Annotated in this window: 20 protein-coding genes; 9 read left to right on the top strand and 11 right to left on the bottom strand. The window is 70.7% G+C overall.

All coding sequences use genetic code 11. The features are described from left to right. Positions 1 to 80: 80 nt before the first annotated feature. From ACZ4EG_RS39975 to ACZ4EG_RS39955, 5 genes are all read left to right on the top strand, one after another. The gene (locus ACZ4EG_RS39975) at positions 81 to 641 is read left to right on the top strand and encodes a hypothetical protein (RefSeq protein ID WP_467794121.1); all 561 of its coding nucleotides are present in this window, start codon (positions 81 to 83) and stop codon (positions 639 to 641) included. Between the two features lie 22 nt (positions 642 to 663). Beyond that, positions 664 to 1,392 carry a GAF and ANTAR domain-containing protein gene (locus tag ACZ4EG_RS39970; protein ID WP_467794120.1) on the top strand — a complete coding sequence of 243 codons (729 nt, stop codon included), beginning with the start codon at positions 664 to 666 and terminating at the stop codon, positions 1,390 to 1,392. Positions 1,393 to 1,471: 79 nt separating this feature from the next. After that, positions 1,472 to 2,188 carry a GAF and ANTAR domain-containing protein gene (locus ACZ4EG_RS39965; RefSeq protein ID WP_467794119.1) on the top strand — a complete coding sequence of 239 codons (717 nt, stop codon included), beginning with the start codon at positions 1,472 to 1,474 and terminating at the stop codon, positions 2,186 to 2,188. A gap of 76 nt (positions 2,189 to 2,264) precedes the next feature. After that, positions 2,265 to 2,444: a hypothetical protein gene (locus tag ACZ4EG_RS39960; protein ID WP_467794118.1), complete on the top strand. Its 180-nt coding sequence runs from the start codon at positions 2,265 to 2,267 to the stop codon at positions 2,442 to 2,444. A 352-nt stretch (positions 2,445 to 2,796) separates the two neighbouring features. Beyond that, positions 2,797 to 3,153, top strand: a complete 357-nt coding sequence (locus ACZ4EG_RS39955; protein WP_390708118.1) for a carboxymuconolactone decarboxylase family protein — start codon at positions 2,797 to 2,799, stop codon at positions 3,151 to 3,153. Between the two features lie 33 nt (positions 3,154 to 3,186). Here the strand turns inward: ACZ4EG_RS39955 and ACZ4EG_RS39950 are convergent, their stop codons facing one another. Next, positions 3,187 to 4,524: an aminotransferase-like domain-containing protein gene (locus ACZ4EG_RS39950; RefSeq protein ID WP_467794117.1), complete on the bottom strand. Its 1,338-nt coding sequence runs from the start codon at positions 4,522 to 4,524 to the stop codon at positions 3,187 to 3,189. Between the two features lie 185 nt (positions 4,525 to 4,709). Here ACZ4EG_RS39950 and ACZ4EG_RS39945 point away from each other — a divergent pair, with 185 nt between their 5' ends. Then, complete coding sequence (locus ACZ4EG_RS39945) at positions 4,710 to 5,333, top strand: LysE family translocator (protein WP_453547783.1); 624 nt, start codon at positions 4,710 to 4,712, stop codon at positions 5,331 to 5,333. A 17-nt stretch (positions 5,334 to 5,350) separates the two neighbouring features. Here ACZ4EG_RS39945 and ACZ4EG_RS39940 read toward each other — a convergent pair whose 3' ends face one another. Both ACZ4EG_RS39940 and ACZ4EG_RS39935 read right to left on the bottom strand, forming a co-directional pair. Further along, positions 5,351 to 6,106 (bottom strand): TIGR03943 family putative permease subunit, encoded by a 756-nt coding sequence (locus tag ACZ4EG_RS39940; RefSeq protein ID WP_467794116.1) that lies wholly within the window; start codon positions 6,104 to 6,106, stop codon positions 5,351 to 5,353. Beyond that, positions 6,103 to 7,143, bottom strand: a complete 1,041-nt coding sequence (locus tag ACZ4EG_RS39935) for a permease (RefSeq protein ID WP_453547404.1) — start codon at positions 7,141 to 7,143, stop codon at positions 6,103 to 6,105. The genes ACZ4EG_RS39940 and ACZ4EG_RS39935 overlap by 4 nt, the downstream gene beginning before the upstream one ends. Positions 7,144 to 7,318: 175 nt before the next feature. On the opposite strand from ACZ4EG_RS39935, the gene ACZ4EG_RS39930 reads away from it, so the two are divergent. Continuing rightward, positions 7,319 to 9,235, top strand: a complete 1,917-nt coding sequence (locus tag ACZ4EG_RS39930) for an NAD-binding protein (RefSeq protein WP_467794115.1) — start codon at positions 7,319 to 7,321, stop codon at positions 9,233 to 9,235. A gap of 30 nt (positions 9,236 to 9,265) precedes the next feature. Here the strand turns inward: ACZ4EG_RS39930 and ACZ4EG_RS39925 are convergent, their stop codons facing one another. Continuing rightward, positions 9,266 to 11,056, bottom strand: coding sequence for a S9 family peptidase (locus ACZ4EG_RS39925; RefSeq protein WP_467794114.1), 1,791 nt, complete (start codon positions 11,054 to 11,056; stop codon positions 9,266 to 9,268). A gap of 216 nt (positions 11,057 to 11,272) precedes the next feature. Between ACZ4EG_RS39925 and ACZ4EG_RS39920 the strand changes: the two genes are divergently transcribed. Both ACZ4EG_RS39920 and ACZ4EG_RS39915 read left to right on the top strand, forming a co-directional pair. Next, positions 11,273 to 13,078 (top strand): alkaline phosphatase family protein, encoded by a 1,806-nt coding sequence (locus tag ACZ4EG_RS39920; RefSeq protein ID WP_467794113.1) that lies wholly within the window; start codon positions 11,273 to 11,275, stop codon positions 13,076 to 13,078. Positions 13,079 to 13,138: 60 nt separating this feature from the next. Further along, a complete protein-coding gene (locus tag ACZ4EG_RS39915; RefSeq protein ID WP_467794112.1) occupies positions 13,139 to 13,930 on the top strand; it encodes an SURF1 family protein in 792 nt (263 codons plus the stop codon). A 100-nt stretch (positions 13,931 to 14,030) separates the two neighbouring features. Here ACZ4EG_RS39915 and ACZ4EG_RS39910 read toward each other — a convergent pair whose 3' ends face one another. The 7 genes from ACZ4EG_RS39910 to ACZ4EG_RS39880 all read right to left on the bottom strand — a co-directional run bounded on the left by ACZ4EG_RS39910 (position 14,031) and on the right by ACZ4EG_RS39880 (position 20,492). Further along, positions 14,031 to 15,080, bottom strand: coding sequence for a hypothetical protein (locus ACZ4EG_RS39910; protein WP_467794111.1), 1,050 nt, complete (start codon positions 15,078 to 15,080; stop codon positions 14,031 to 14,033). A 113-nt stretch (positions 15,081 to 15,193) separates the two neighbouring features. Then, a complete protein-coding gene (locus tag ACZ4EG_RS39905) occupies positions 15,194 to 15,868 on the bottom strand; it encodes a SigE family RNA polymerase sigma factor (RefSeq protein ID WP_453547394.1) in 675 nt (224 codons plus the stop codon). A 431-nt stretch (positions 15,869 to 16,299) separates the two neighbouring features. Then, positions 16,300 to 17,367, bottom strand: a complete 1,068-nt coding sequence (locus ACZ4EG_RS39900; protein ID WP_453547391.1) for an aspartate-semialdehyde dehydrogenase — start codon at positions 17,365 to 17,367, stop codon at positions 16,300 to 16,302. Then, entirely contained in the window at positions 17,367 to 18,644 is a 1,278-nt protein-coding gene (locus tag ACZ4EG_RS39895; RefSeq protein WP_390708129.1) for an aspartate kinase, read from the bottom strand. The genes ACZ4EG_RS39900 and ACZ4EG_RS39895 overlap by 1 nt, the downstream gene beginning before the upstream one ends. Before the next feature lie 196 nt (positions 18,645 to 18,840). Further along, positions 18,841 to 19,500 carry a DUF5063 domain-containing protein gene (locus ACZ4EG_RS39890; RefSeq protein ID WP_467794110.1) on the bottom strand — a complete coding sequence of 220 codons (660 nt, stop codon included), beginning with the start codon at positions 19,498 to 19,500 and terminating at the stop codon, positions 18,841 to 18,843. Next, positions 19,493 to 20,092, bottom strand: a complete 600-nt coding sequence (recR, locus tag ACZ4EG_RS39885; RefSeq protein ID WP_467794109.1) for a recombination mediator RecR — start codon at positions 20,090 to 20,092, stop codon at positions 19,493 to 19,495. Before recR ends, ACZ4EG_RS39890 begins: the two co-directional genes overlap by 8 nt. A 55-nt stretch (positions 20,093 to 20,147) precedes the next feature. Further along, the gene (locus ACZ4EG_RS39880; protein ID WP_453547781.1) at positions 20,148 to 20,492 is read right to left on the bottom strand and encodes a YbaB/EbfC family nucleoid-associated protein; all 345 of its coding nucleotides are present in this window, start codon (positions 20,490 to 20,492) and stop codon (positions 20,148 to 20,150) included. Positions 20,493 to 20,725: the final 233 nt, after the last annotated feature.

Here is a 20,725-nt window from a genome sequence, read left to right as displayed (position 1 = left end):
GGGAACAGTCACGGAAGCCTGGGGACGGCGAGCCGTCCACCGTGGCTCCGGTGTGGTTGCGTCGGCTGAACCGTTGGCTGGTGGAGGGCCTGCGTGAGGATCTGGCGGATCTGTATGTGGAGTCCCGCGCAACGGTGCCGGGTGATCCGTACCGCCGTCCCAGCCGCCAGAACTTCCTGGACCGTCTCACCGCGGACATGCACCGACAGGGATTCGCCATGGTGATCGCCGAGACGGACAGCCTGAGGGGATGCGCCTTCGGATTCCCAGTACGCGGCGACGGCTCCTGGTGGCTCGGCTTCGAAGGAATACTGCCGCGCAGCGTCGGGCAACTCACCGTGTCCAGCAGCGTCTTCGCATTCGCTGACATCCTGATCCGGCCGCACCCTCGGGACCGGGAACTCTCCCGTCGTATGCAGGAGCGGCTGCTGACCGACCACCAGGCATCACTCGGCGCCACCTTGGTGGACCAGGCCGATCGCTCGACTCTCGCTGTGCTCCGCTCCTGGGGGTGGCTGGACATCGGAGAGCTTCGCAGGCCACTGGGCGTCACCACGTTCCGCGCGCTGATACTTCCCCTCGGGGAACGCACCACGGCAAGGCTCGAGATGCCTGGAGGCGATGGCCCCGGTGGGCCCTGACAGGCGGTCGGCCCGCATTCAGATGCTGGTGGCCGCGCAGGCGGTCCGACGAGGTGCCCGGGTCGGTGTGGTGGACGTGTGCACCGCGGCCGTGGCCGCGCTGCCGGTCGGCGGGGCCGGGCTGTCGGCGATGTCCCGGACCGCGCCAAGCCATCCGCTGTGCAGCACCGACGACATCAGCGAGCAACTGGAACAGCTCCAGCTCACGCTGGGTGAAGGGCCTTGCGTGGACGCCTTTGCACGCGGCTCGGCCGTCCTGACACCCGATCTGCTCGCTATCGAACTGCAGGATCACTGGGTCGTGTTCGCCGATGCGGCCCTGGAAGCAGGAGCCCGCGCGGTCTTCTCGCTCCCCCTGCGGAAGGGGGCGATCAGCCCGGGAGTGTTGGATCTGTACGCCAACGTTCCGACCGTACTGGACACGGAGGAACTGGCCGACGCACTGGCGTTCGCCGATCTCGCGACGCTGCTCCTGCTCGATACAAGGATCGACGAGACGGGCGCACCGGCCGACGGGCCGATGCCCGACCGCAGCTTCGAGGACTTGAGCGGATACCGGGCGGAGATCGACCAGGCCGGCGGGATGCTCACAGTTCAGCTCGGAGTCGGCATCGAGGAAGCCTTCGTCCGGCTCCGCGCCTACGCCTATGTGCACGGACGCCGACTCGCCGACGTGGCCGCTGACGTGGTGGCCCGTCGGCTTCGTTTCTCACCGGACGCGGAGCCGGATCAGGCCGAGGAGGAAACCTGACGTAGAGGTGCCGGCCGAGGAACATGCCGTACTTCCCGTCTCTTCAGGCAGGGACTAGTCTCAATCGAGGGTGCCCACGATGGATCAACAGCTTCTGGCCAAGACCTTCGTCGAGCTGGCCGACAACCTGGTTGCCGACTTCGACCTCATCGACTTCCTGCGCCTGCTGACCGACCGCTGCGTCGGCATGCTCGATGCGAGCGCCGCCGGGGTGCTGCTCGCCGACCGGGACGGCAAACTCCGCGTCATGGCCGCCTCCGACGAACAGGTGCGTCTGCTGGAGCTCTTCCAGCTGCAAAACGACCAAGGTCCCTGTCTCGAGTGCTTTCGCACCGGCGTACCGGTGATCATCCCCGACCTGACCCGGGAGGTCGACCGCTGGCCGCGCTTCGTCACGGTGGCCCACCGCAGCGGGTTCGGGGCCGTCCAGGCCCTGCCCATGCGCCTGCGGGACGAGACGGTGGGCGCCCTGAACCTTTTCCGCTCCGCGCACGGCCCCTTCGATCCGGCCGCCACACTCATCGCCCAGGCGCTGGCAGACGTCGCCACCATCAGCCTGCTGCAACAACGCACCGCCCGGCGCAACACGGTGCTCAACGAGCAGCTGCAGACGGCGCTGAACAGCCGGGTGCTGATCGAACAGGCCAAGGGGAAGCTCGCCGAACGCCAGGGCATCGACATGGAACAGGCGTTCAGCGCGCTGCGCGGTTACGCCCGCGCTCACAACCGGCGCCTAGCCGATGTGGCTCGCGCCTTCATCGACGACTCCGAACCCCTTGCCGGTCTGGGGTCCTGACCCACGGCCTGGCGGGGGTCCGCGACAGCTCTGCGCCGTCCTCGATCGGACGGCGGTGCGGTTCTGCGGTCATGACGTGGATCGCTCGCGTCAGCTCGGTGCTGGTCTTGAGTTCCAACTCCTGCTCGATGAAGTCGTGGTCGGCCTTGATCACGCCGAGCTGATCTCGGCCGAGCAGGCCGAGAAGATCGTCACGAAGGATCAGGTGAGCGTGGTGTCGATCTCGGCGCGCTCCAAATCCGTGCGGACGTACTGAAAGTCGACCGGGCCAAGGGCCGGCAGGGCCCCTGGCGCGTCGTGTGGTCGGTGAGCGTCACCGACACACGCTGCAAGCCCGACATGGACGGCGATGGCTGTGAGCCGCCGCAGACGGTGGTCGACGCCGGTACCGGTGAGGTCTACGCCGGCTGAAGAGAAGTCGCCGGCCTCTGTGTGAGCGGGAGCGTCGACCTCTGTGTGAGCGAGGTCGGCGACCTCTGTGTGTTCGTGCGCCCCTGCCCACAGCCCGAAGTGCGCACATCCCACCCCCCTCCTACCGTTGAAGGGCAAGTCGCCGACGTGCGGGGGCACCGGTCGGCTCCGTGCGGGAATGGGAAGGTGGTGCGGAGATGGCCACGACGTCGGACACTCCGGTTCTGGACACGATCGCCGCCATGACGGTCGACTCGATCGAGCGTTGTGGGATGGACGAAGGCTCGCTGATCCTCACGCGTATCGCCGCGCTCGTGGCCATGGATGCGCCGGCGGTCAGCTACCTCGCTCACGCGGGTGCCGCCATGGAGGCCAACCTGACCTCCGAGCAGGTACAGGACGTGCTCGTTGCGATCGCCCCCGTCGTGGGCACGGCGCGGGTCATGTCGGCCGCGGGGCACATCGCCGAGGCGTTCGGGTTCGCCATCGCCATGGCGGAGGCCGAGGCCGAAACGATCTCCCAGGCCGAAGGGAAGAGTCGTAGCTCGTCATGAGAAGGCGGCCTGTCGTCGCCCCCGCTTCGCGTCTCAGTCCGTGACGAGGTCCTCCGGTGCGGACCGGGCCAGTTCGGCGAGGGTGGCGAGGGCCTGGGAAAGGGCGTCCGGCTGGGGTGTGGCCAGGCCCAGCCGGACGGCGTTCGGCGCGTGGTTGTCGCCGACGGTGAACGCGGCCGCCGGGACCACGCCGATGCCGTGGCGGGCGGCTGCCGCGACGAAGGTGTCCGCGCGCCAGGGGCGGGGCAGTCGCCACCAGCAGTGGTAGGAGCGCGGATCGCTCTGCACCGCGAAACCGTTCAGGTGCCGCGCCGCGATCCGCTGCCGTACCGCCGCCTCCCGCTGCTTGGCCTCGACCAGCACCGCCACCGTGCCGTCCTGCTGCCAGCGGTGGGCTGCCTCCAGGGCGAAGCGTGTCGGTGCCGAGCCTGACGCGCGCAGGGTGGTGTTGATGTCGGTCGACAGGGCCGCGGGCGCCACCACGAAACCCAGGGTCAGGCCCGGCGCGATGCGCTTGCTCAGGCTGTCGATCAGGATCGTGTGCTCGGGCGCGTGGGCGGCCAGGGGTGGCCGTTCGTTGTGGAGGAAGGACCAGATGGCGTCCTCCACCGCGGGGATGCCCAGATTCTGCAGGACGGCGGCCATGCGCTCGGCTCGGGCCTCGGGCATGGTCAGCGAGAGCGGGTTGTGCAGTCTTGGCTGTACGTAGACCGCGTGCAGGGGGGCGGTGGCGTGGGCCTCCTCGATCGCCTCCGGGATCAGTCCCTCGCCGTCCATGGGCAGGGGGGTGAGTGTGATGCCGAGCCTGGTGGCGATCGCCTTGACGACGGGGTACGTCAGCTCCTCGACTCCGAGTCGCGCGCCCGGGGGTACGACGGTGGCGATGGCGGCCGCGATGGCCTGCCGTCCGTTGCCGGAGAAGAGGATCCTCGACGGGTCGGGGCGCCAGCCGCCTGCGGCGAGGATGCCGGCGGCGGAGTCCTGTACCGCCGGGAGGGCGGCGGTGCCTGCGGGGCGCAGAGCCTCGGCCAGGGCGTCGGGGCGGAGGAGTCCGGCCAGGCCCTCGGCCAGGAGTGCGCTCTGCTCCGGTACCGCCGGGTAGTTGAGCTCCAGGTCGATGCGGGTGGTCGCCGGTTCCGTGAGTGCGGGGGCGGTGGCCGGAGAAGCCGCGCGGACGAACGTGCCCCGTCCCACCTCGCCCACCGTCAGTCCCCGGCGGGCCAGCTCCTGGTAGACACGCGCGGCCGTGGAGTTGGCGATGCCGCGCCGCCGCGCGAACTCGCGCTGCGGGGGGAGGCGGTCACCGGGACGGAGACCGCCCGACCTGATCTCCTCCGTCACCGCGTCGGCGACGCTCTGGTAGTCCCGCACCGTGTTCTCCCCCTCGGCCGACAGCTTCCTTCATCCCACCCCACCCCGCCCCACTCCACCACAGAATTGCACTGAGAGCAATATTCTTATTGCACTGAGTTATTGCACTGCCATATGCTCCGAGGCAGTCCGGCGGGGACCGGTGTTCGGCCGAGGCAGGGGGCGTTTTCGTGGTTGATCCGGTCATCGTTGATCCGAGCGGAATCCTCGGCGTGACCGCGGTGGGGCTCGGCATGGTGCTCACCCCCGGCCCGAACATGATCTATCTCGTCTCCCGCAGCATCACCCAGGGCAGACGCGCCGGAATCATCTCCCTCGGCGGCGTTGCCCTCGGCTTTCTCGTGTATCTGCTCGCCGCGAACCTGGGCCTGGCGGTCGTCTTCGTCGCCGTACCCGAGCTGTATCTCACGGTGAAGCTGGCGGGCGCCGCCTACCTCGGCTTTCTGGCCTGGAGCGCCCTGAAGCCGGGCGGCATCTCCGTGTTCGCCCCGCAGGACGTACCGCACGACCCGCCGCGCCGGCTGTTCATGATGGGCCTGATGACGAACCTGCTCAATCCCAAGGTCGCCATCATGTATCTGTCGCTGATCCCCCAGTTCATCGACCTGGACCGGGGCCATGTGCTGCTCCAGGGCCTCGTTCTCGGCTCGGCCCAGATCCTGGTCAGCATCGCGGTCAACCTCACCATCGTGCTGGCGGCGGGCACGATCGCGGCCTTCCTCGCCCGCCGCCCCTCCTGGCTCCGGGTGCAGCGCTACCTGATGGGCACGGTGCTCGGTGCCCTCGCCGTGTCACTGGCCGTCGACTAGCCTCCGCAGGAACCCACTCAGTTGTTCCACGTCTCGTCGTACGGGTCGTGCGGCGTCGGCACCGGCCGGGACCCGGTGACCCGGAGGAACGGGATCGGGCCGTTGTTGACCGGGTCCCGGGTCTGCTTCGTCGTGTACGTGCCCGTCACCTCCAGCCAGGCGTCCGGCTGGAGGACCGGAGGGATCTTCCCGGTCAGGCCGATCTTCACCGGCTGGGCGTCCGCGGCACAGCAGTTGAGGGCCATGCGGACGAGGTAGGGCGTGCCCGCGCGGTCCACGGCGACGAAGCCGGTGATCCGGACGCTGCGGCCGCCCAGGGAACGGCCGTGGTCGTAGACCGCGCGGCCCGCGTAGTCGACCAGGTTGACCGGCACGGGGTCGCCCGCCGGCAACTTCATGTAGCCGTACGGCTGTTGCAGGGCCGTACCGGCGCGCATCGCGCTGTACGAGCCCAGGGCCGGCGGCGCGACCAGGATGAGGGCGAAGAGCGGGAGGACGAGGAGCCAGGAGATACGGGGCTCGTGGTGGACATGGCCGTGGCCCTCATCGCCGACGGCGGCGCCGGCACCGGCACCCGCCTGCCTCCTCCGCCGCGCGTTCTTCCACTCGTACCAGGCCGTCGCCAGCGCCGTCACGATCAGTACGACGCCCGCCGCCAGCAGCAGCGGGCGCAGGCCCGCCTTGACGTAGCGCAGATAGAGGTCGGTGAAGCCCGCGTGCAGCAGGGCCGCGCCGATCAGGAACAGGACCGCCGCCTGTGCCTGCCGGTTCACAGCAGCACCGCCCCGGTCGCGACCGCGCCCACGACGGCGAGGACGAAGGTGGCGGGGGCGAAGCGCAGGGCGAAGCCGCGGCCGAAGGTGCCGGCCTGCATCGCGAACAGCTTCAGGTCGATCATCGGGCCGACGACCAGGAACGCCAGCTTGGCCGTCAGCGAGAACTGGGTCAGCGACGCCGCCACGAACGCGTCCGCCTCCGAGCAGATCGACAGCACCACGGCCAGGACGGCCAGGGCGAGGACGGAGAACACCGGGCTGTCGGCGGCCGTGCGCAGCCAGTCCGCCGGGGCCACCGCCTTCAGCGTCGCCGCGGCCATCGCGCCGAGCACCAGGAAGCCGCCCGCGTGCATCATGTCGTGCCGGACGGACCCCCAGAACGCCTCGCCCTTGCTCTGCCCCTCGTGCGAGGCGTGTGCCGGCAGGCGCAGCCAGTCGGTGCGCCCGAGGCGCTGCCACAGCCAGCCCATCACGCACGCGACCAGCAGACTGGCGACGAAACGGCCCAGCACCATCTCCGGGTTGCGGGGGAAGGCGACGGCCGTCGCCGTCAGCACGATCGGGTTGATCGCCGGGGCGGAGAGAAGGAACGCGATCGCCGCGGCGGGGGTCACACCCCGGCGGACCAGCGCCCCGGCCACCGGCACCGACGCGCACTCGCAGCCCGGCAGCACCGCGCCCGCCACCCCGGCGACCGGTACGGCCAGGGCGGGCCGGCCGGGCAGGGCGCGGGCGAAGAACGACGGCGGTACGAAGACGGCGATCGCCGCGGACAACAGCACCCCGAGCGCCAGGAACGGCAGTGCCTGGACGACCACCGCGACGAACACCGTCATCCAGCTCTGCATCACCGGCGTGGACAGCGCACCGCGGATCGGCCCCTGCGCCACCACCACCAGCAGCATCAGCATGGTCAGGGCGAGCGGGGAGTTGAGGTGCCAGCCCTCCTTGTCGGGCCGCTGGTCGGGCCCGGTGCCGGGCGGCGCCGCATCGCGAGCGACGTCCCCGGGCGGGGCTTCTTCGGTGATGGCCACGGGTCGGGTACCTCCGGCGTACGGGCGCTGCTTCGCTGTTCTCCCTCCCCTTCGGTACGGCGGTCCCGGCCCGCGCGTTCAGCCCGTTGCTGGAACCATCCGCCCCGTTGGGGCACTCTTTGCCCTTGTGGGGAGCGTTCCGTATCAGGGTGGCCATGGTGGTGCGCCGGCCCGGATGGTGGTGTGCGGCGACGACGGGCTCGCGCACCGGCTGGCCGCCGAACTGCGCGGAGTGTACGGCGAGCAGGTGACGCTCGTCGTACCGCCGAACGTGCGCACGGCACGGCCGCCGGTCGTCGGGCGGGCCCGGGCGGCATCGGCGGCGCTGCTGGACCGGGTGGTGAACGCGGCCGTGGGACGGACCACGGCCAACGGTCATGGCAGCGGGGGCGGCACCGGCAGCGGTGAACCCGCCCGTGGCGAGCGGCTGTTGGAGGCCGTCGAGCCGACCGAGGCGGTACTCGCCGAGGCCGGTGTGGAACGGGCCACCGCGCTGGCGCTCGTGTACGACGACGACGAGACCAACATCCGCGCCGCCCTCACCGCCCGCCGCCTCAACCCACGGCTGCGGCTCGTCCTCAGGCTCTACAACCGGCGGTTGGGCCAGCACATCGAGGAACTCCTCGACCAGTCCGCCGCGTTGGCGGCCGGGGACGGCGAGAGCGGGGAGTCCGGGAGCGACGCCTCGACGACCGTGCTGTCCGACGCCGACACCGCCGCGCCCGCGCTGGCGGCGACCGCGGTGGCCGGCACCACCAAGGTCGTCCAGACGGACGGGCTGCTGCTGCGCGCGGTGGAGCGGCCGCCGGCCCGTCCCGGGCAGATCGTCGACCCCGGGCTGTGCACACTGGCGCTGCTGTCGGCGACCAGCAGCGATCCGGCCGGCGCGGACGGCGCCGAGGGCAGTGGGGAGCGCGGACCGCGGCTGCTGCCCGACGAGGCGGAGGTACGGGAGGCCGACGGGCGCGGGACGGTCGTACTGGAGCAGGTGTCGTACGCCGCCGGGCCGCCGTTACCCGCGGGGCGCGCCGGGGTCGTACCGCCGTTCGCCTCGCTGTTCTCCCGGCGGCTGCGGTGGTCGCTGGCCGGGCTCGTGGGGTGTGTGGTGGCGCTGGCCGTGGCTCTGTGGCTGGTGACGGGCATCCATCCGCTGCGGGCCTTCTATCTGACGCTGCTGGACCTCTTCGCCATCGACGACCCGGCCATCGGGGCGTCCCTCGGGCGGCAGATCCTGCAACTCCTGTCCGGTCTGGTCGGGTTGCTGCTGCTGCCGGTGCTGCTGGCCGCGGTGCTGGAGGCGCTCGGCACCTTCCGGACCGCGTCCGCGCTGCGCAAGCCCCCGCGGGGCCTCGGCGGACATGTGGTGCTGCTCGGGCTGGGCAAGATCGGCACACGCGTGCTGACGCGGCTGCGGGAGCTGCACATCCCCGTGGTGTGCGTCGAGGCCGACCCCGAGGCCCGCGGACTCGCCACGGCGCGGCGGCTGCGGGTGCCGGTGGTGCTCGGGGACGTGACCCAGGAGGGGGTCCTGGAGGCCGCCAAGATCCATCGGGCGCATGCGCTGCTCGCGGTGACCAGCGCGGACACGACGAATCTGGAGGCCGTGCTGTACGGGCGGTCCGTGCGACCGGATCTACGGGTGGTCCTGCGCCTGTACGACGACGACTTCGCGACCGCCGTGTACCGCACCCTCCGGGCAGCGCATCCGCGTGCGCTGACCCGGAGCCGGAGCGTGACGCATCTGGCCGCGCCCGCCTTCGCCGGGGCGATGCTCGGCCGGCAGATCCTGGGGGCGATCCCCGTCGAGCGGCGGGTGCTGCTCTTCGCCGCGGTGGACGTCGAGGGGCACCCGCAGTTGGAGGGGCGGACGGTGGCCGGGGCGTTCCGGGCCGGCGCCTGGCGGGTGCTGGCGCTGGAGGGGCGGCAGTCCCTGTCGGCCGACCATGTGCTGCGCGCCGGGGAGCGGGTGGTTCTCGCGGCGACCCGGCGTGGGCTGGCGGAGCTGCTCGGCCGTCCCGGTGCTCCGCCCCAGACCCCGCCAGGGGCTCCGCCGCTGGACCCCGCTGTCCCACCGGCCCACCCGTCCCGGTAGACCGAAGAGCAACCCCGCCCCCGGCGTGGCCTACTCGGTCAGGTGCCGCCTCGCGAAGTCGATCTCCAGTCCCACCTGCTTGATCCGTTCCTCCACCACCAGCGACCCGTGCCCCGCGTCATAGCGGTACACCTCGTGCGTCGCGCCCCGCGCCGCAAGACGGTCGACGTAGTTCTCCACCTGGCGGATGGGGCAGCGCGGGTCGTTGACGCCGGCCGAGATGTAGACGGGGACCTTGACCTGGTCGACGTAGGTGAGGGGGGAAGACGCCTCGTAGCGCTCCGGGACCTCCTCGGGGGTGCCGCCGAGCAGTGTGCGGTCCATCGCCTTCAGGGTCTCCATCTCGTCGTGGTACGCCGTGACGTAGTCCCCGACCGGGACGACCGCGATGCCCAGGGTCCAGCCGTCCGGCTGGGTGCCGAGGCCGAGGAGGGTGAGGTAGCCGCCCCAGGAGGCGCCCGTGAGGATCAGCCGGCCGGGGTCGGCCAGGCCCGAGGACACCGCCCAGTCGCGGACCGCCCCCACGTCCTCCAGCTCGATCAGGCCGACCCGGTGTCGGAGCGCGTCCGTCCAGGCCCTGCCGTAGCCCGTCGAGCCGCGGTAGTTGATGCGCACCACCGCATAGCCGTGGTCCACCCAGGCGGCCGGGCCCGCGGCGAAGGAGTCGCTGTCGTGCCAGGTCGGGCCGCCGTGCAGGTCGAAGACCGTCGGCAGCGGGCCGGTGGCCCCCGCGGGCTTCTGGACCAGCGCGTGGATACGGCCGCCGGGGCCCTCGATCCACACGTCCTCCACCGGCACCGAGCCGGGGCACTTCATTCCGGGCGGGTCCAGGACCACCTTGCCGGTCGTCGAGCGGACCGCCGGCGGCTCGGCGGCCGAGGACCACAGGAACTCCACGCTGCCGTCGGGGCGGGCCGTCGCGCCGGAGACCGAGCCGGGCGGGGTCGGGATGCTCGTCAGCTCGCCGGTGGCCAGGTCGTAGCGGAACAGTTCGCTGCGGGCCTCGAAGCCGTGGGCGATCAGCAGGGCGGAGCCGTCCGGATACCACTCCGCGCTCACATCGCCGGGCAGGTCCAGCGCCAGGTCGGTCTCCTCGCCCGTCGCCACGTCCCACACCAGCGGCTCCCAGCGGCCGCGGCGCTGGTGTCCGATGAGCAGCCGGGTGTCGCCGTCGACCGGCGCGAAGCCCAGCACCTCCAGGCCCAGTTCCTCCGCGCCACCCTTGGTGTCGTCCAGCTCGGCGACCTGTGTGCCGTCCTGGCGCAGGACGCGCAGCGCGGAGTGCATCGCGTCGCCGTGCTCCGTGTGCTCGATCGCGAGCAGCGTGCCGTCGTGGGAGAGGTCGCCGACGTACGCGGACTCGCGGTGGCGGTAGAGCTCGACGGGCGCCTCGCCGTCCCGCGAGACGTGGATCGTGGTGCCCTCCTCGTCCGTCGAACGGCCGACGACCGCGGTGCGGCCGTCCCGGGCGAGGGCGAGTCCCGCGGGGTAGGAGGGCTTCAGGCCCGGTGTGGCGAGCTCGTCCTCGCCGCCCGCGAACGGCTGCCGACGCCATACGCCGAACTCGTCGCCGTCCTTGTCGTCGAACCACCAGATCCACGCGCCGTCCGGCGACACCAGACCGTCCGTGGTGCCGTTCGGCCGGTCCGTCACCTGCCGCTGCTCCCCTGTCGCACGGTCCCAGGCGTACAGCTCGTACGTCCCTGTCGCGTTGGACACGAACAGGGAGCGGTCGGGGGCGTCGTCCGCCCAGTCGGGCAGGGAGACACGTGGGGCACGGAACCGCTTCTCCCACTCGGGCGTGGCTGCTGCGTCGGTCATCCCTCTATGTAACCCGATCAGCACCAAGTCGTACGCGGGGAGTCGGGAGCGGGCGCGGGCGGCGCACCCAGGCCCGTCGAACTTGTATGAACAAGACGGGGTGAACTTGTATGAACAAGTTTGGTCGCGGTTCTTCCGCCCGACAGCGGCCGCCGGTACCTATGTCCCGTTCATGTCATCCCTCAGGCACCCTCATCGACGGGACGAGGTACACGAATGAGACTGCGCTGGAGATCCTTGGGCGGGCTGGTCGCCCTCCTCGGTGCACTGATCGTCTCCGCTCCCGCTCCCGCCCAGGCGGCGGGCGGCAGCGGCAATCTGATCGTGAACGGCGACGCGGAGACCGGCGGGTACTGCACCAATGACTGGGGCGCGGCATCCACCGTGCCCGGCTGGACCACCGAGTCGGGCGGTCTGGACGTCATGTGCCACACCGCCGGGTCCTTCGGGCTGCCCGGCGACGGCAAGGCGCCCGGCAAGGCCTTCTTCGGGCCCGGCAACTTCGGCGACGGCGCGATGACGCAGACCGTGGACGTGTCCTCGGCGGCCGGGGCCGTCGACGGCGGCACGGTGAGCTACGACCTCTCGGGCTGGCTCGGCGGCTGGACCGTCTACAGCGGCTATGTCGCGGTCGGGCTGCACTTCCAGGACGCGGGCGGCCACCCGATCGGTGCGACCGCCAAGCTGCCGACGGTCTCCGCGAGCGACCGGGGGCTGGCCACCAAGTTCCTCTCCCGCAGCACCACCGGCCCGGTCCCGGCCGGGACCCGCTCCATCCAGGTCGAGGTGCAGTTCCTGTCGACGTCCAACGAGACCGGCTACCTGGACAACCTCTCGCTCACCCTGAACACCCCGGTCGCCGCGCCGGCGCCGGTCACCCCGCCCGTGTCGCGCGTGCCCGGCTACGACCATGTGTTCATGATCATGATGGAGAACACCGACTACTCCGCGATCATGAACGACCCGGCGGACACGCCGTACATGCACAGCCTGATGAACCGGGGCGCCACGCTGACCGACTTCCACGGCGTCTACCACCCGAGCGACGAGAACTACCTCGCCGTCGCCGGCGGTGACACGTACGCCAAGGGCGCCGTCTACTGGCCCAACATCAACTCCCCCCAGCGCAACCTGGGCGACACCGTCGAGGCGGCCGGCAAGAGCTGGAAGGCCTACGAGCAGGGCATGGGCACGCCCTGCAACACCAGCAACAACTTCGACCGCTACTACGAGCCCGACGACGCGCCGTTCATCAACTACACCGACATCAGCGGCAACGCCTCCCGCTGCGCCGCCCACCTGTTCGACACCTCGCAGCTGACCACCGATCTCCGGTCGGCCGCTACCACCCCGGACTTCTCCTGGATCGCCGCCGACGACTACTACGACGGCGAGGCCTCCGGCAACGGCAGCCCCACCAGCCTGAAGACGCAGGACGGCTGGCTGAAGCAGACGCTGGCCCCGGTACTGGCCTCCCCCGCCTGGACCCAGCAGCGCTCGCTGCTCGTCCTGACCTGGGACGAGAGCAACAGTGAGGCCTACAACCACATCGTCACCACGGTCGTCGGATCGCAGGGCACCGTCCCGCCCGGCACCAGCAGCCCGGCGCACTACGACCACTACGGCATCGCCCGCACCATCGAGTCGGCCCTCGGCCTGCCCGCCCTCACCGGCAACGACGCCTACGCGACCCCGTTGAACGCCGCGTTCGCACCGTCCACCGCCACGGCCCCGACCCTCACCGGCGACCTGAACGCGATCGCGGGCGGCGGCAACGTCACCCTTCGCTACTCAGTGCCATCCGCGTCCCAGGTGAGTGCGAAGAACTGGATCGGCATCTACCCGGCAGGCGTCGCGCCGGGCCGGCAGTCCTCTCTGACCTGGGCCTACGCCCCTGACGCCAGCGGCGCCCTCTCCTTCTCCACCGGCAAACTGAAGGGCAACGGCACATACGACGCGTACTACCTCGCGAACGACGGCTACTCGGTCCTGGCCGGCCCGTTCACCCTGACCGTCGGCTGATCCACCGCCGCCGGGACCCCCGGCCCCGTCTCCGCGCCGTCGCCCCGTACCGTTGACGGCGTGTACCGGTTTCTGCTGACACCCCGCTGGTGGGGCATCAACGTCTTCGTGCTGCTCTCCATCCCGTTCTGCATCTTCATGGGGTCGTGGCAGCTGGGCCGGTTCGAGGCGCGGGTGCAGGACCACCGGGCCGCCACCGAGCAGGCCTCCTCGGCCAGATCGGGGGCGGCCCGGCCGCTGGCCGAGCTGCTGCCCGTCGACAAGAGCACGTCGGGCAAGCGGGTCACCGCCACCGGCCGGTACGACAAGCAGTTCCTGGTGCCCGGCCGGGAACTGGACAACAGGAGCGGCTTCTATGTGATGACGCTGCTGCGCACCGACTCCGGCAAGGCAGTGCCGGTGGTGCGGGGCTGGCTGCCGGGCAACGCCGACCCGGCGAAGGCGCCCGCCCCGCCCGCCGGCGAGGTCACCGTCACCGGTGCGCTGCAGGCGTCCGAGACGCCGGGAGACAACGGCGTCAGCGCCCAGGGCGGGCTGCCGTCCGGGCAGACGGCGGCGATCAGCTCGGCATCGCTGGTGAACCTCGTGCCGTACCGGGTGTACGACGCGTGGGTCACGCTCGACAAGGGCGACTCCGGGATGAAGGCCGTGCCCGCGTCCGCTCCGGACAACACCGGGCTGGACCTGAAGGCGTTCCAGAACCTCGGCTACACCGGTGAGTGGTTCGTCTTCGCGGGCTTCGTGGTCTTCATGTGGTTCCGGCTGCTGCGCCGCGAGCTGGAGTTCGCCCGGGACGCGGCGCTGGGCCTGGTACCGGACGAGGAGGGCGTCTCCGCCCCGTCCGGCGTCTGAGGCCGGGCGCACCGACGGCGGCCGCCCGAGAGCGATCCGCAGATCGACGGACCGACGGACCGGCGGATCGACGGTCGACGGATCGGCTACGGCCGATCGACTACGACGTCGACAGCACCCCGGTCCAGTAGACCGTCCCGGCACACGCGTTGGACACCGTCGCCGAGACCGCGGGCGAGCCCGCCTGCGGGGTGTGGGTCACCACGATGCTGCCGTCGGCCGGGCCGTCCTCGGTGAGCAGCTGGGTGGTGACGCCCGAGGACGTGGCGCCGCCGTCCGTGCCGCCGCTCGCACTGGCGTCCTGGGAGGGCGACGGCGAGGGAGAGGGATGACCGGTGGGGTCCGTGCCGCCGTTGTTGCCGCCGGTGGTGGGGCAGGTCGTCGAGGGCACGAAGGCGAACTTCTCCTCGTAGGCCGCGCCGGGCTGCAGGACCAGCGCGGTGGCCTCCAGGGACGGGTCGGGCAGACCCGCCGCCGCGTCGCCGGACGCGTGCCGCGCCGTACCGATCTTGGTGGCGTCCGCGGCGCCCTGCGCGAGGGTGCTCACGCTGCCCGCGCCGTCGACGGTGCAGCCGGTGGTGGAGATGTTGGTGACGCGGAAGGTGCCGTAGACGACGCCGGCGGAGTCCGGTGCGTTCACGGTCCCCGTGGCCGAGCCCAGCTGGGCCGCCGTGCACACCGGGGCGCTCTCGCCCGTGGAGGCCGAGGGGTCGGTGCCGCCGGTCGAGCCGGGGCCGGTGCCGCCGGTCCTGCCCTTGCCGGACTCCTTCTTGCCGTCCTGCCCGGTGCCCGAGGTCTTGCCGCTGGAGCCGCCCGAGGTGCTGGCGCCGCCGTCCGGGTTCTTGCCCTGGCCCGCGCCGCCCTGGGCCTGCGAGGCCTGGCCGGCGTTGGAGGTGTTGGGGTCGAAGCCGCCGGAGTTGGAGACGTGCACGAGGGCCGGGATGGCGGTGCCGATGAACAGGGCGGCGGCCGCCATGCCGACGGCGGCCTGGCGCTTGCGGGCCCGCCGGGCGGGTACCGCGCGCCGCAGGTGGTCCAGCGTGCCGTCGCTCGGCTCGATGTCCTGGACGGCCGAGTGCAGCATCCGGCGCAGTGCCAGCTCGTCCGAGCCGAGCCCCTCGGGGCCCTTGTCGTCGGGGCTGTCGTTCACAGTTCCGTTCCCAGCGTGCGATTGCGTGTGCTCTTGCTCAGGCCGTTCCATCGGCTCATGCCAGGCGTAGGGCTCGTGGCGATCATGGGAGTCCCGCCCTTCGGCTTCTTCTCTCATGCCGGTGCCTCCATCGCCACGCGCAGCGCCGCGATGCCGCGCGAGCCGTACGCCTTGACCGAGCCCAGGGATATCCCGAGCGTCTCGGCGACCTGCGCCTCGGTCATGTCCGCGAAGTAGCGCAGGACCAGGACCTCGCGCTGGCGGCGCTGCAGGCCCTTCATCGCCTTGATGAGGGAGTCGCGCTCCAGCTGGTCGTAGGCGCCCTCTTCGGCGCTCGCCATGTCCGGCATCGGCTTGGAGAGGAGCTTCAGGCCGAGGATGCGGCGGCGCAGGGCCGAGCGGGAGAGGTTGACGACCGTCTGGCGCAGATAGGCGAGGGTCTTCTCCGGGTCCCGGACGCGTTTGCGGGCCGAGTGGACGCGGATGAAGGCCTCCTGGACGACGTCCTCGCAGGAGGCGGTGTCGTCGAGGAGGAGCGCGGCGAGTCCGAGCAGCGAGCGGTAGTGCGCCCGGTAGGTCTCGGTGAGGTGGTCGACGGTCGTGCCGGCCACCGCGGACTCGTCGGCGCCGTCACGCTGGTTGGGTATGCGGGCGGGCCGCGCTGCAGGCATGGGCGCGATCACCGGCATGCCGCCGGGCGCGCCGGGCATGCGGGGCCGCAGCACCGCGCGGGGCGGCCGAAGGGCCGTACCGCGGGTCGCCGCATTGAGTTCGAGTACCTCTGCCACGCCAGTTGGACACGCTTACCCCCTCCGGGGTTGTACGCGCCGAGCATCACTTTTGCGTCGGACGCGTCGGATGGCACGGCCGACGGCGTCTCCGCGGCCGACAGCACACCCGACGGAACCTCAAGTGCCGTCATGCGTCCCGCTCTTCCCCTATGTCCCATATGAACGAGCGTCCCCACGCCCAGATCGCGGCGTCCCCACGCCTGGATCATCGCGTCCCACGCCCCGCAAGGGCGTCCGCAAAGACGCTCCCCGCCCTTCGCGCGGTTGCGGGGGCGGGGAGAAAAATCTTCGGACGCCGAGAGGCCCGGATCAAGTGGTACGGACCATTAACCTGACCACTTGCGTCTTACACAGATCCTACAAATGGATCCGCTCCCATCCACAGGTTTTCCGGTGCGGTGTGGGCATCACGACACCCCGCACGGGCGTCACGAGAACTCCGCCGCCACCAGCTCCGCGATCTGCGCGGTGTTCAGCGCGGCACCTTTGCGCAGGTTGTCCCCGCATACGAAGAGTTCGAGGGCGGTGGGGTCGTCGAGCGCCCGCCGCAGCCGCCCGACCCAGGTCGGGTCGGTCCCCACCACATCGGCGGGGGTGGGGAACTCACCGGCGGCCGGATCGTCGAAGAGGACGACACCGGGCGCCGTGGCGAGGATCTCGCGGGCGCGGTCGACGGTGACCTCTTCCTGGAAGCGGGCGTGGACGGTGAGGGAGTGCGTGGTGATCACCGGCACGCGCACACAGGTCACGGCCACCGGCAGCTTCGGCAGTCCGAGGATCTTGCGGGACTCGTCCCGCACCTTCATCTCCTCCGACGACCAGCCCTCCTCCCTGAGCGACCCGGCCCACGGTACGACGTTCAGCGCGACCGGTTCCGGGAACGGCCCGGTGTTCTCCCCGATGGCCCGGCGTACGTCACCGGGGCTGGTCCCCAGCTCCGTACCGGCCACCAGGGACAGCTGGGCCCGCAGGGTCTCGACACCGGCGCGCCCCGCCCCGCTCACCGCCTGGTACGACGACACCACCAGCTCGCGCAGCCCGAACTCGGCGTGCAGCGCGCCCAGGGCGACGATCATCGACAGGGTCGTGCAGTTGGGGTTGGAGATGATCCCGCGCGGCCGGCGACGGGCGCAGTGCGGATTGACCTCGGGCACCACGAGCGGCACCTCCGGGTCCATCCGGAAGGCGCCGGAGTTGTCGATCACCACCACGCCCTTGGCCGCGGCGATCGGCGCCCACTGCGCGGCGACCTCGTCGGGCACGTCGAACATGGCGACGTCGACCCCGTCGAAGGCCTCCTCCGACAGGGCCACCACCTCGACCTCCGCACCGCGCACGGCCAGCTTGCGGCCGGCCGAGCGCGGGGAGGCGAGCAGGCGGATCTCACCCCAGACGTCCTTGCGCTGGGACAGGATCTGGAGCATGACCGTACCGACGGCCCCGGTCGCTCCCACGACCGCGAGCGTCGGACGTACGGCCGGTCCGGTCGCGGCCATCAGCGGCCGGTGCCTCCGTAGACGACGGCCTCGTCGGTGTCGGAGTCGAGCCCGAAGGCGGTGTGCACGGCCCGGACGGCCTCCGGCACGTCGTCGGCGCGGGTGACGACCGAGATACGGATCTCCGAGGTGGAGATCAGCTCGATGTTCACCCCCGCGTCGGACAGCGCCTCGAAGAAGGAGGCGGTGACGCCCGGGTTGGTCTTCATGCCCGCGCCGACCAGGGAGATCTTGCCGATCTGGTCGTCGTAGCGCAGCGAGTCGAAGCCGATGCCGGCCTTGCTCTTCTCCAGGGCGTCGATGGCCTTGCGGCCCTCGGTCTTCGGCAGGGTGAAGGAGATGTCCGTCAGGCCCGTGGAGGCGGCGGACACGTTCTGCACGACCATGTCGATGTTGATCTCGGCGTCGGCGATCGCGCGGAAGATGGAGGCGGCCTCGCCGGGCTTGTCGGGCACACCGACAACCGTGATCTTGGCCTCGGAGGTGTCGTGCGCGACACCGGAGATGATGGCCTGCTCCACCTTCTTGTCCCCTTGCTCGATCGGCTCGCTGCTGACCCACGTGCCCTGCAGCCCGCTGAACGAGGAGCGGACGTGGATCGGGATGTTGTAACGGCGCGCGTACTCCACGCAGCGGTGGAGCAGCACCTTGGAGCCGGAGGCGGCGAGCTCCAGCATGTCCTCGAAGGCGATCCAGTCGATCTTCTTCGCCTTCTTCACCACACGCGGGTCGGCGGTGAACACGCCGTCGACGTCGGTGTAGATCTCGCAGACCTCGGCGTCCAGGGCGGCCGCGAGGGCCACCGCCGTGGTGTCGGACCCGCCGCGCCCGAGCGTGGTGATGTCCTTCTTGTCCTGGCTGACGCCCTGGAACCCGGCGACGATCGCGATGTTGCCCTTGTCCAGGGAGTCGCGGATCCGGCCCGGCGTGACGTCGATGATCCGGGCTTTGTTGTGGACCGAGTCGGTGATGACGCCTGCCTGGCTGCCGGTGAAGGACTGGGCCTCGTGGCCCAGGTTCTTGATCGCCATGGCCAGCAGGGCCATGGAGATCCTCTCTCCGGCGGTCAGCAGCATGTCGAACTCACGCCCGACAGGCATCGGGGATACCTGCTCGGCGAGATCGATCAGCTCGTCCGTCGTGTCGCCCATCGCGGAAACGACGACAACCACCTGGTTGCCGTTCTTCTTCGCTTCCACGATCCGCTTGGCGACGCGCTTGATGCCCTCGGCATCGGCTACGGAGGAGCCTCCGTACTTCTGCACGACAAGGCCCACGTGCGCTCCTCGCTCAGTCCGTCGATTGCCCGCTCAGTCTAACGAGCGTCCGAATTTTGCCCTCGGGGAACCGCATCGTGAGATGTCCGGCCACCCGCTTCGTGACTCCTCTGCCCAATGTCACGCGAGTGATGGCTGTGATCTGCGCGTCACACGGATCTCACTGGCATTACTGGCTTTACTGGCTTCACTGGCTTCACTGACCCTGGCGCATGCCCAGGGGGCCCGCGATCTCCTCCTCCATCACCTTGCCCGCCTCGAACTCCAGGGTGTCGTCGCCCATGCTCTGGTCGGTGTCCAGGCCGTCCAGCTCATCCAGGGGCTGGTTGAGGCGGACGTGGGCGAGGACGGAGTGCAGGGCGCGGAGGGTGGCGGAGGCCGTGGAGCCCCAGTTGGAGAAGTAGGAGAACTGCCACCACCACAGGGCCTCGGTGGTGCGGCCGGCGCGGTAGTGGGCCATGCCGTGGCGGAGATCGGTGATGACGTCCGCGAGGTCGTCGGAGATACGGGCCGGGACGGACGCCTTGCGGGGCTCGTACGGGTCGAAGACCTCCGAGTAGACGTCGACCGGCTCCAGGAGGCGGGCCAGGTTCTCCCGGAGTTCGTCCACGTCCGGCTCGAAACCGGGATCGGGCTCATAGCGCTCGTCGGGGACGATGTCCTCGTGCGCGCCGAGCCGGCCCCCGGCCAGGAGCAGCTGGGAGACCTCCAGCAGGAGGAAGGGGACCGCCGAGTCCGGCTCGTCGCCCCTCGCGATCTCTGTGACGGCCACCAGGAAACTCTCGACCTGATCCGCGATCTGGACCGCGAAGTCGTCCGGGTTCTGCGTCGTGGCGTGCAGCGTGGCGTCAGACATCTAGGAGTCGTCTCCCCTCGAAGGCGCGGCCGAGCGTGACCTCGTCCGCGTATTCCAGGTCGCCACCCACCGGGAGGCCGCTGGCCAGGCGGGTGACCTTGAGGCCCATGGGTTTGATCATGCGGGCGAGGTACGTGGCCGTCGCCTCGCCTTCGAGATTGGGGTCCGTGGCCAGGATCAGTTCGGTGACCGTTCCGTCGGCCAGGCGGGCCAGGAGTTCCCGTATCCGGAGATCGTCGGGGCCGACGCCCTCGATCGGGCTGATCGCGCCGCCGAGGACGTGGTAGCGGCCCCGGAACTCACGGGTGCGCTCGATCGCGACGACGTCCTTGGGCTCCTCGACCACGCAGATGGCCGACTGGTCGCGGCGGGGGTCGCGGCAGACCGCGCACAGCTCCTCCTGTGCGACGTTGCCGCAGGTCGCGCAGAAGCGGACCTTCGCCTTCACCTCCAGGAGGGCCTGGGCCAGGCGCCGTACGTCCGTCGGCTCGGCCTGCAGGATGTGGAAGGCGATCCGCTGCGCGCTCTTGGGACCGACGCCGGGCAGCCGCCCCAGCTCGTCGATCAGGTCCTGGACCACGCCTTCGTACAACGGACTGCCCTTCCTGGAGTCTTCCTGTACGTACCGTAGTTGGCCGCGGCCTGTCTTAGAAAGGCAGGCCGGGAATGCCGCTGCCGCCGCCCAGTCCCTGGGCCAGCGGGCCGAGCTTCTGCTGCTGGAGGGTCTGCGCGTTCTCGTTGGCCGCCTGGACGGCCGCGACGATCAGGTCGGCGAGGGTCTCGGTGTCCTCCGGGTCCACCGCCTTGGGGTCGATCACGAGGCCGCGCAGCTCGCCGGCGCCGGTGACCGTGGCCCTCACGAGGCCCCCGCCTGACTGACCGTCGACCTCCGTGTTCGCCAGTTCCTCCTGGGCCTTCGCCAGGTCCTGCTGCATCTTCTGGGCCTGCTGGAGCAGCTGCTGCATATTGGGCTGGCCACCACCGGGGATCACGATCAGCTCCTGGTTCGGTTCTCGTTGTTCTCCGTTGTGCACGAGCCTACGTGGTCCACGCAGGCACCGCCCCGCCACTCTTTCGAGTGAGATTGTCGTGGGCCCTATACCTGATCAAGACCCCCTTCCGGGCGGAAAAGAGGCGAAAGCTTCGCCTTCGCCACCCATTGGGCGGTAGGAAAGGTGCCGCGCGTCAGCATCAAGATGTCACTCAACGTGACCGGTCGCGATCA

Source organism: Streptomyces sp. NPDC025638, from assembly GCF_055558775.1.
This window is presented reverse-complemented; position numbering and strand designations above follow the sequence as displayed.

Excerpts from the sequence above, each read along its gene's own strand:
- ACZ4EG_RS39970 (WP_467794120.1), top strand. The coding sequence starts at position 664 with ATGCTGGTGGCCGCGCAGGCGGTCCGACGAGGTGCCCGGGTCGGTGTG.
- ACZ4EG_RS39925 (WP_467794114.1), bottom strand. The coding sequence starts at position 11,056 with ATGACCGACGCAGCAGCCACGCCCGAGTGGGAGAAGCGGTTCCGTGCC.
- ACZ4EG_RS39920 (WP_467794113.1), top strand. The coding sequence starts at position 11,273 with ATGAGACTGCGCTGGAGATCCTTGGGCGGGCTGGTCGCCCTCCTCGGT.
- ACZ4EG_RS39930 (WP_467794115.1), top strand. The coding sequence starts at position 7,319 with ATGGTGGTGTGCGGCGACGACGGGCTCGCGCACCGGCTGGCCGCCGAA.
- ACZ4EG_RS39900 (WP_453547391.1), bottom strand. The coding sequence starts at position 17,367 with ATGGCCGCGACCGGACCGGCCGTACGTCCGACGCTCGCGGTCGTGGGA.
- ACZ4EG_RS39955 (WP_390708118.1), top strand. The coding sequence starts at position 2,797 with ATGGCCACGACGTCGGACACTCCGGTTCTGGACACGATCGCCGCCATG.
- ACZ4EG_RS39965 (WP_467794119.1), top strand. The coding sequence starts at position 1,472 with ATGGATCAACAGCTTCTGGCCAAGACCTTCGTCGAGCTGGCCGACAAC.
- ACZ4EG_RS39890 (WP_467794110.1), bottom strand. The coding sequence starts at position 19,500 with ATGTCTGACGCCACGCTGCACGCCACGACGCAGAACCCGGACGACTTC.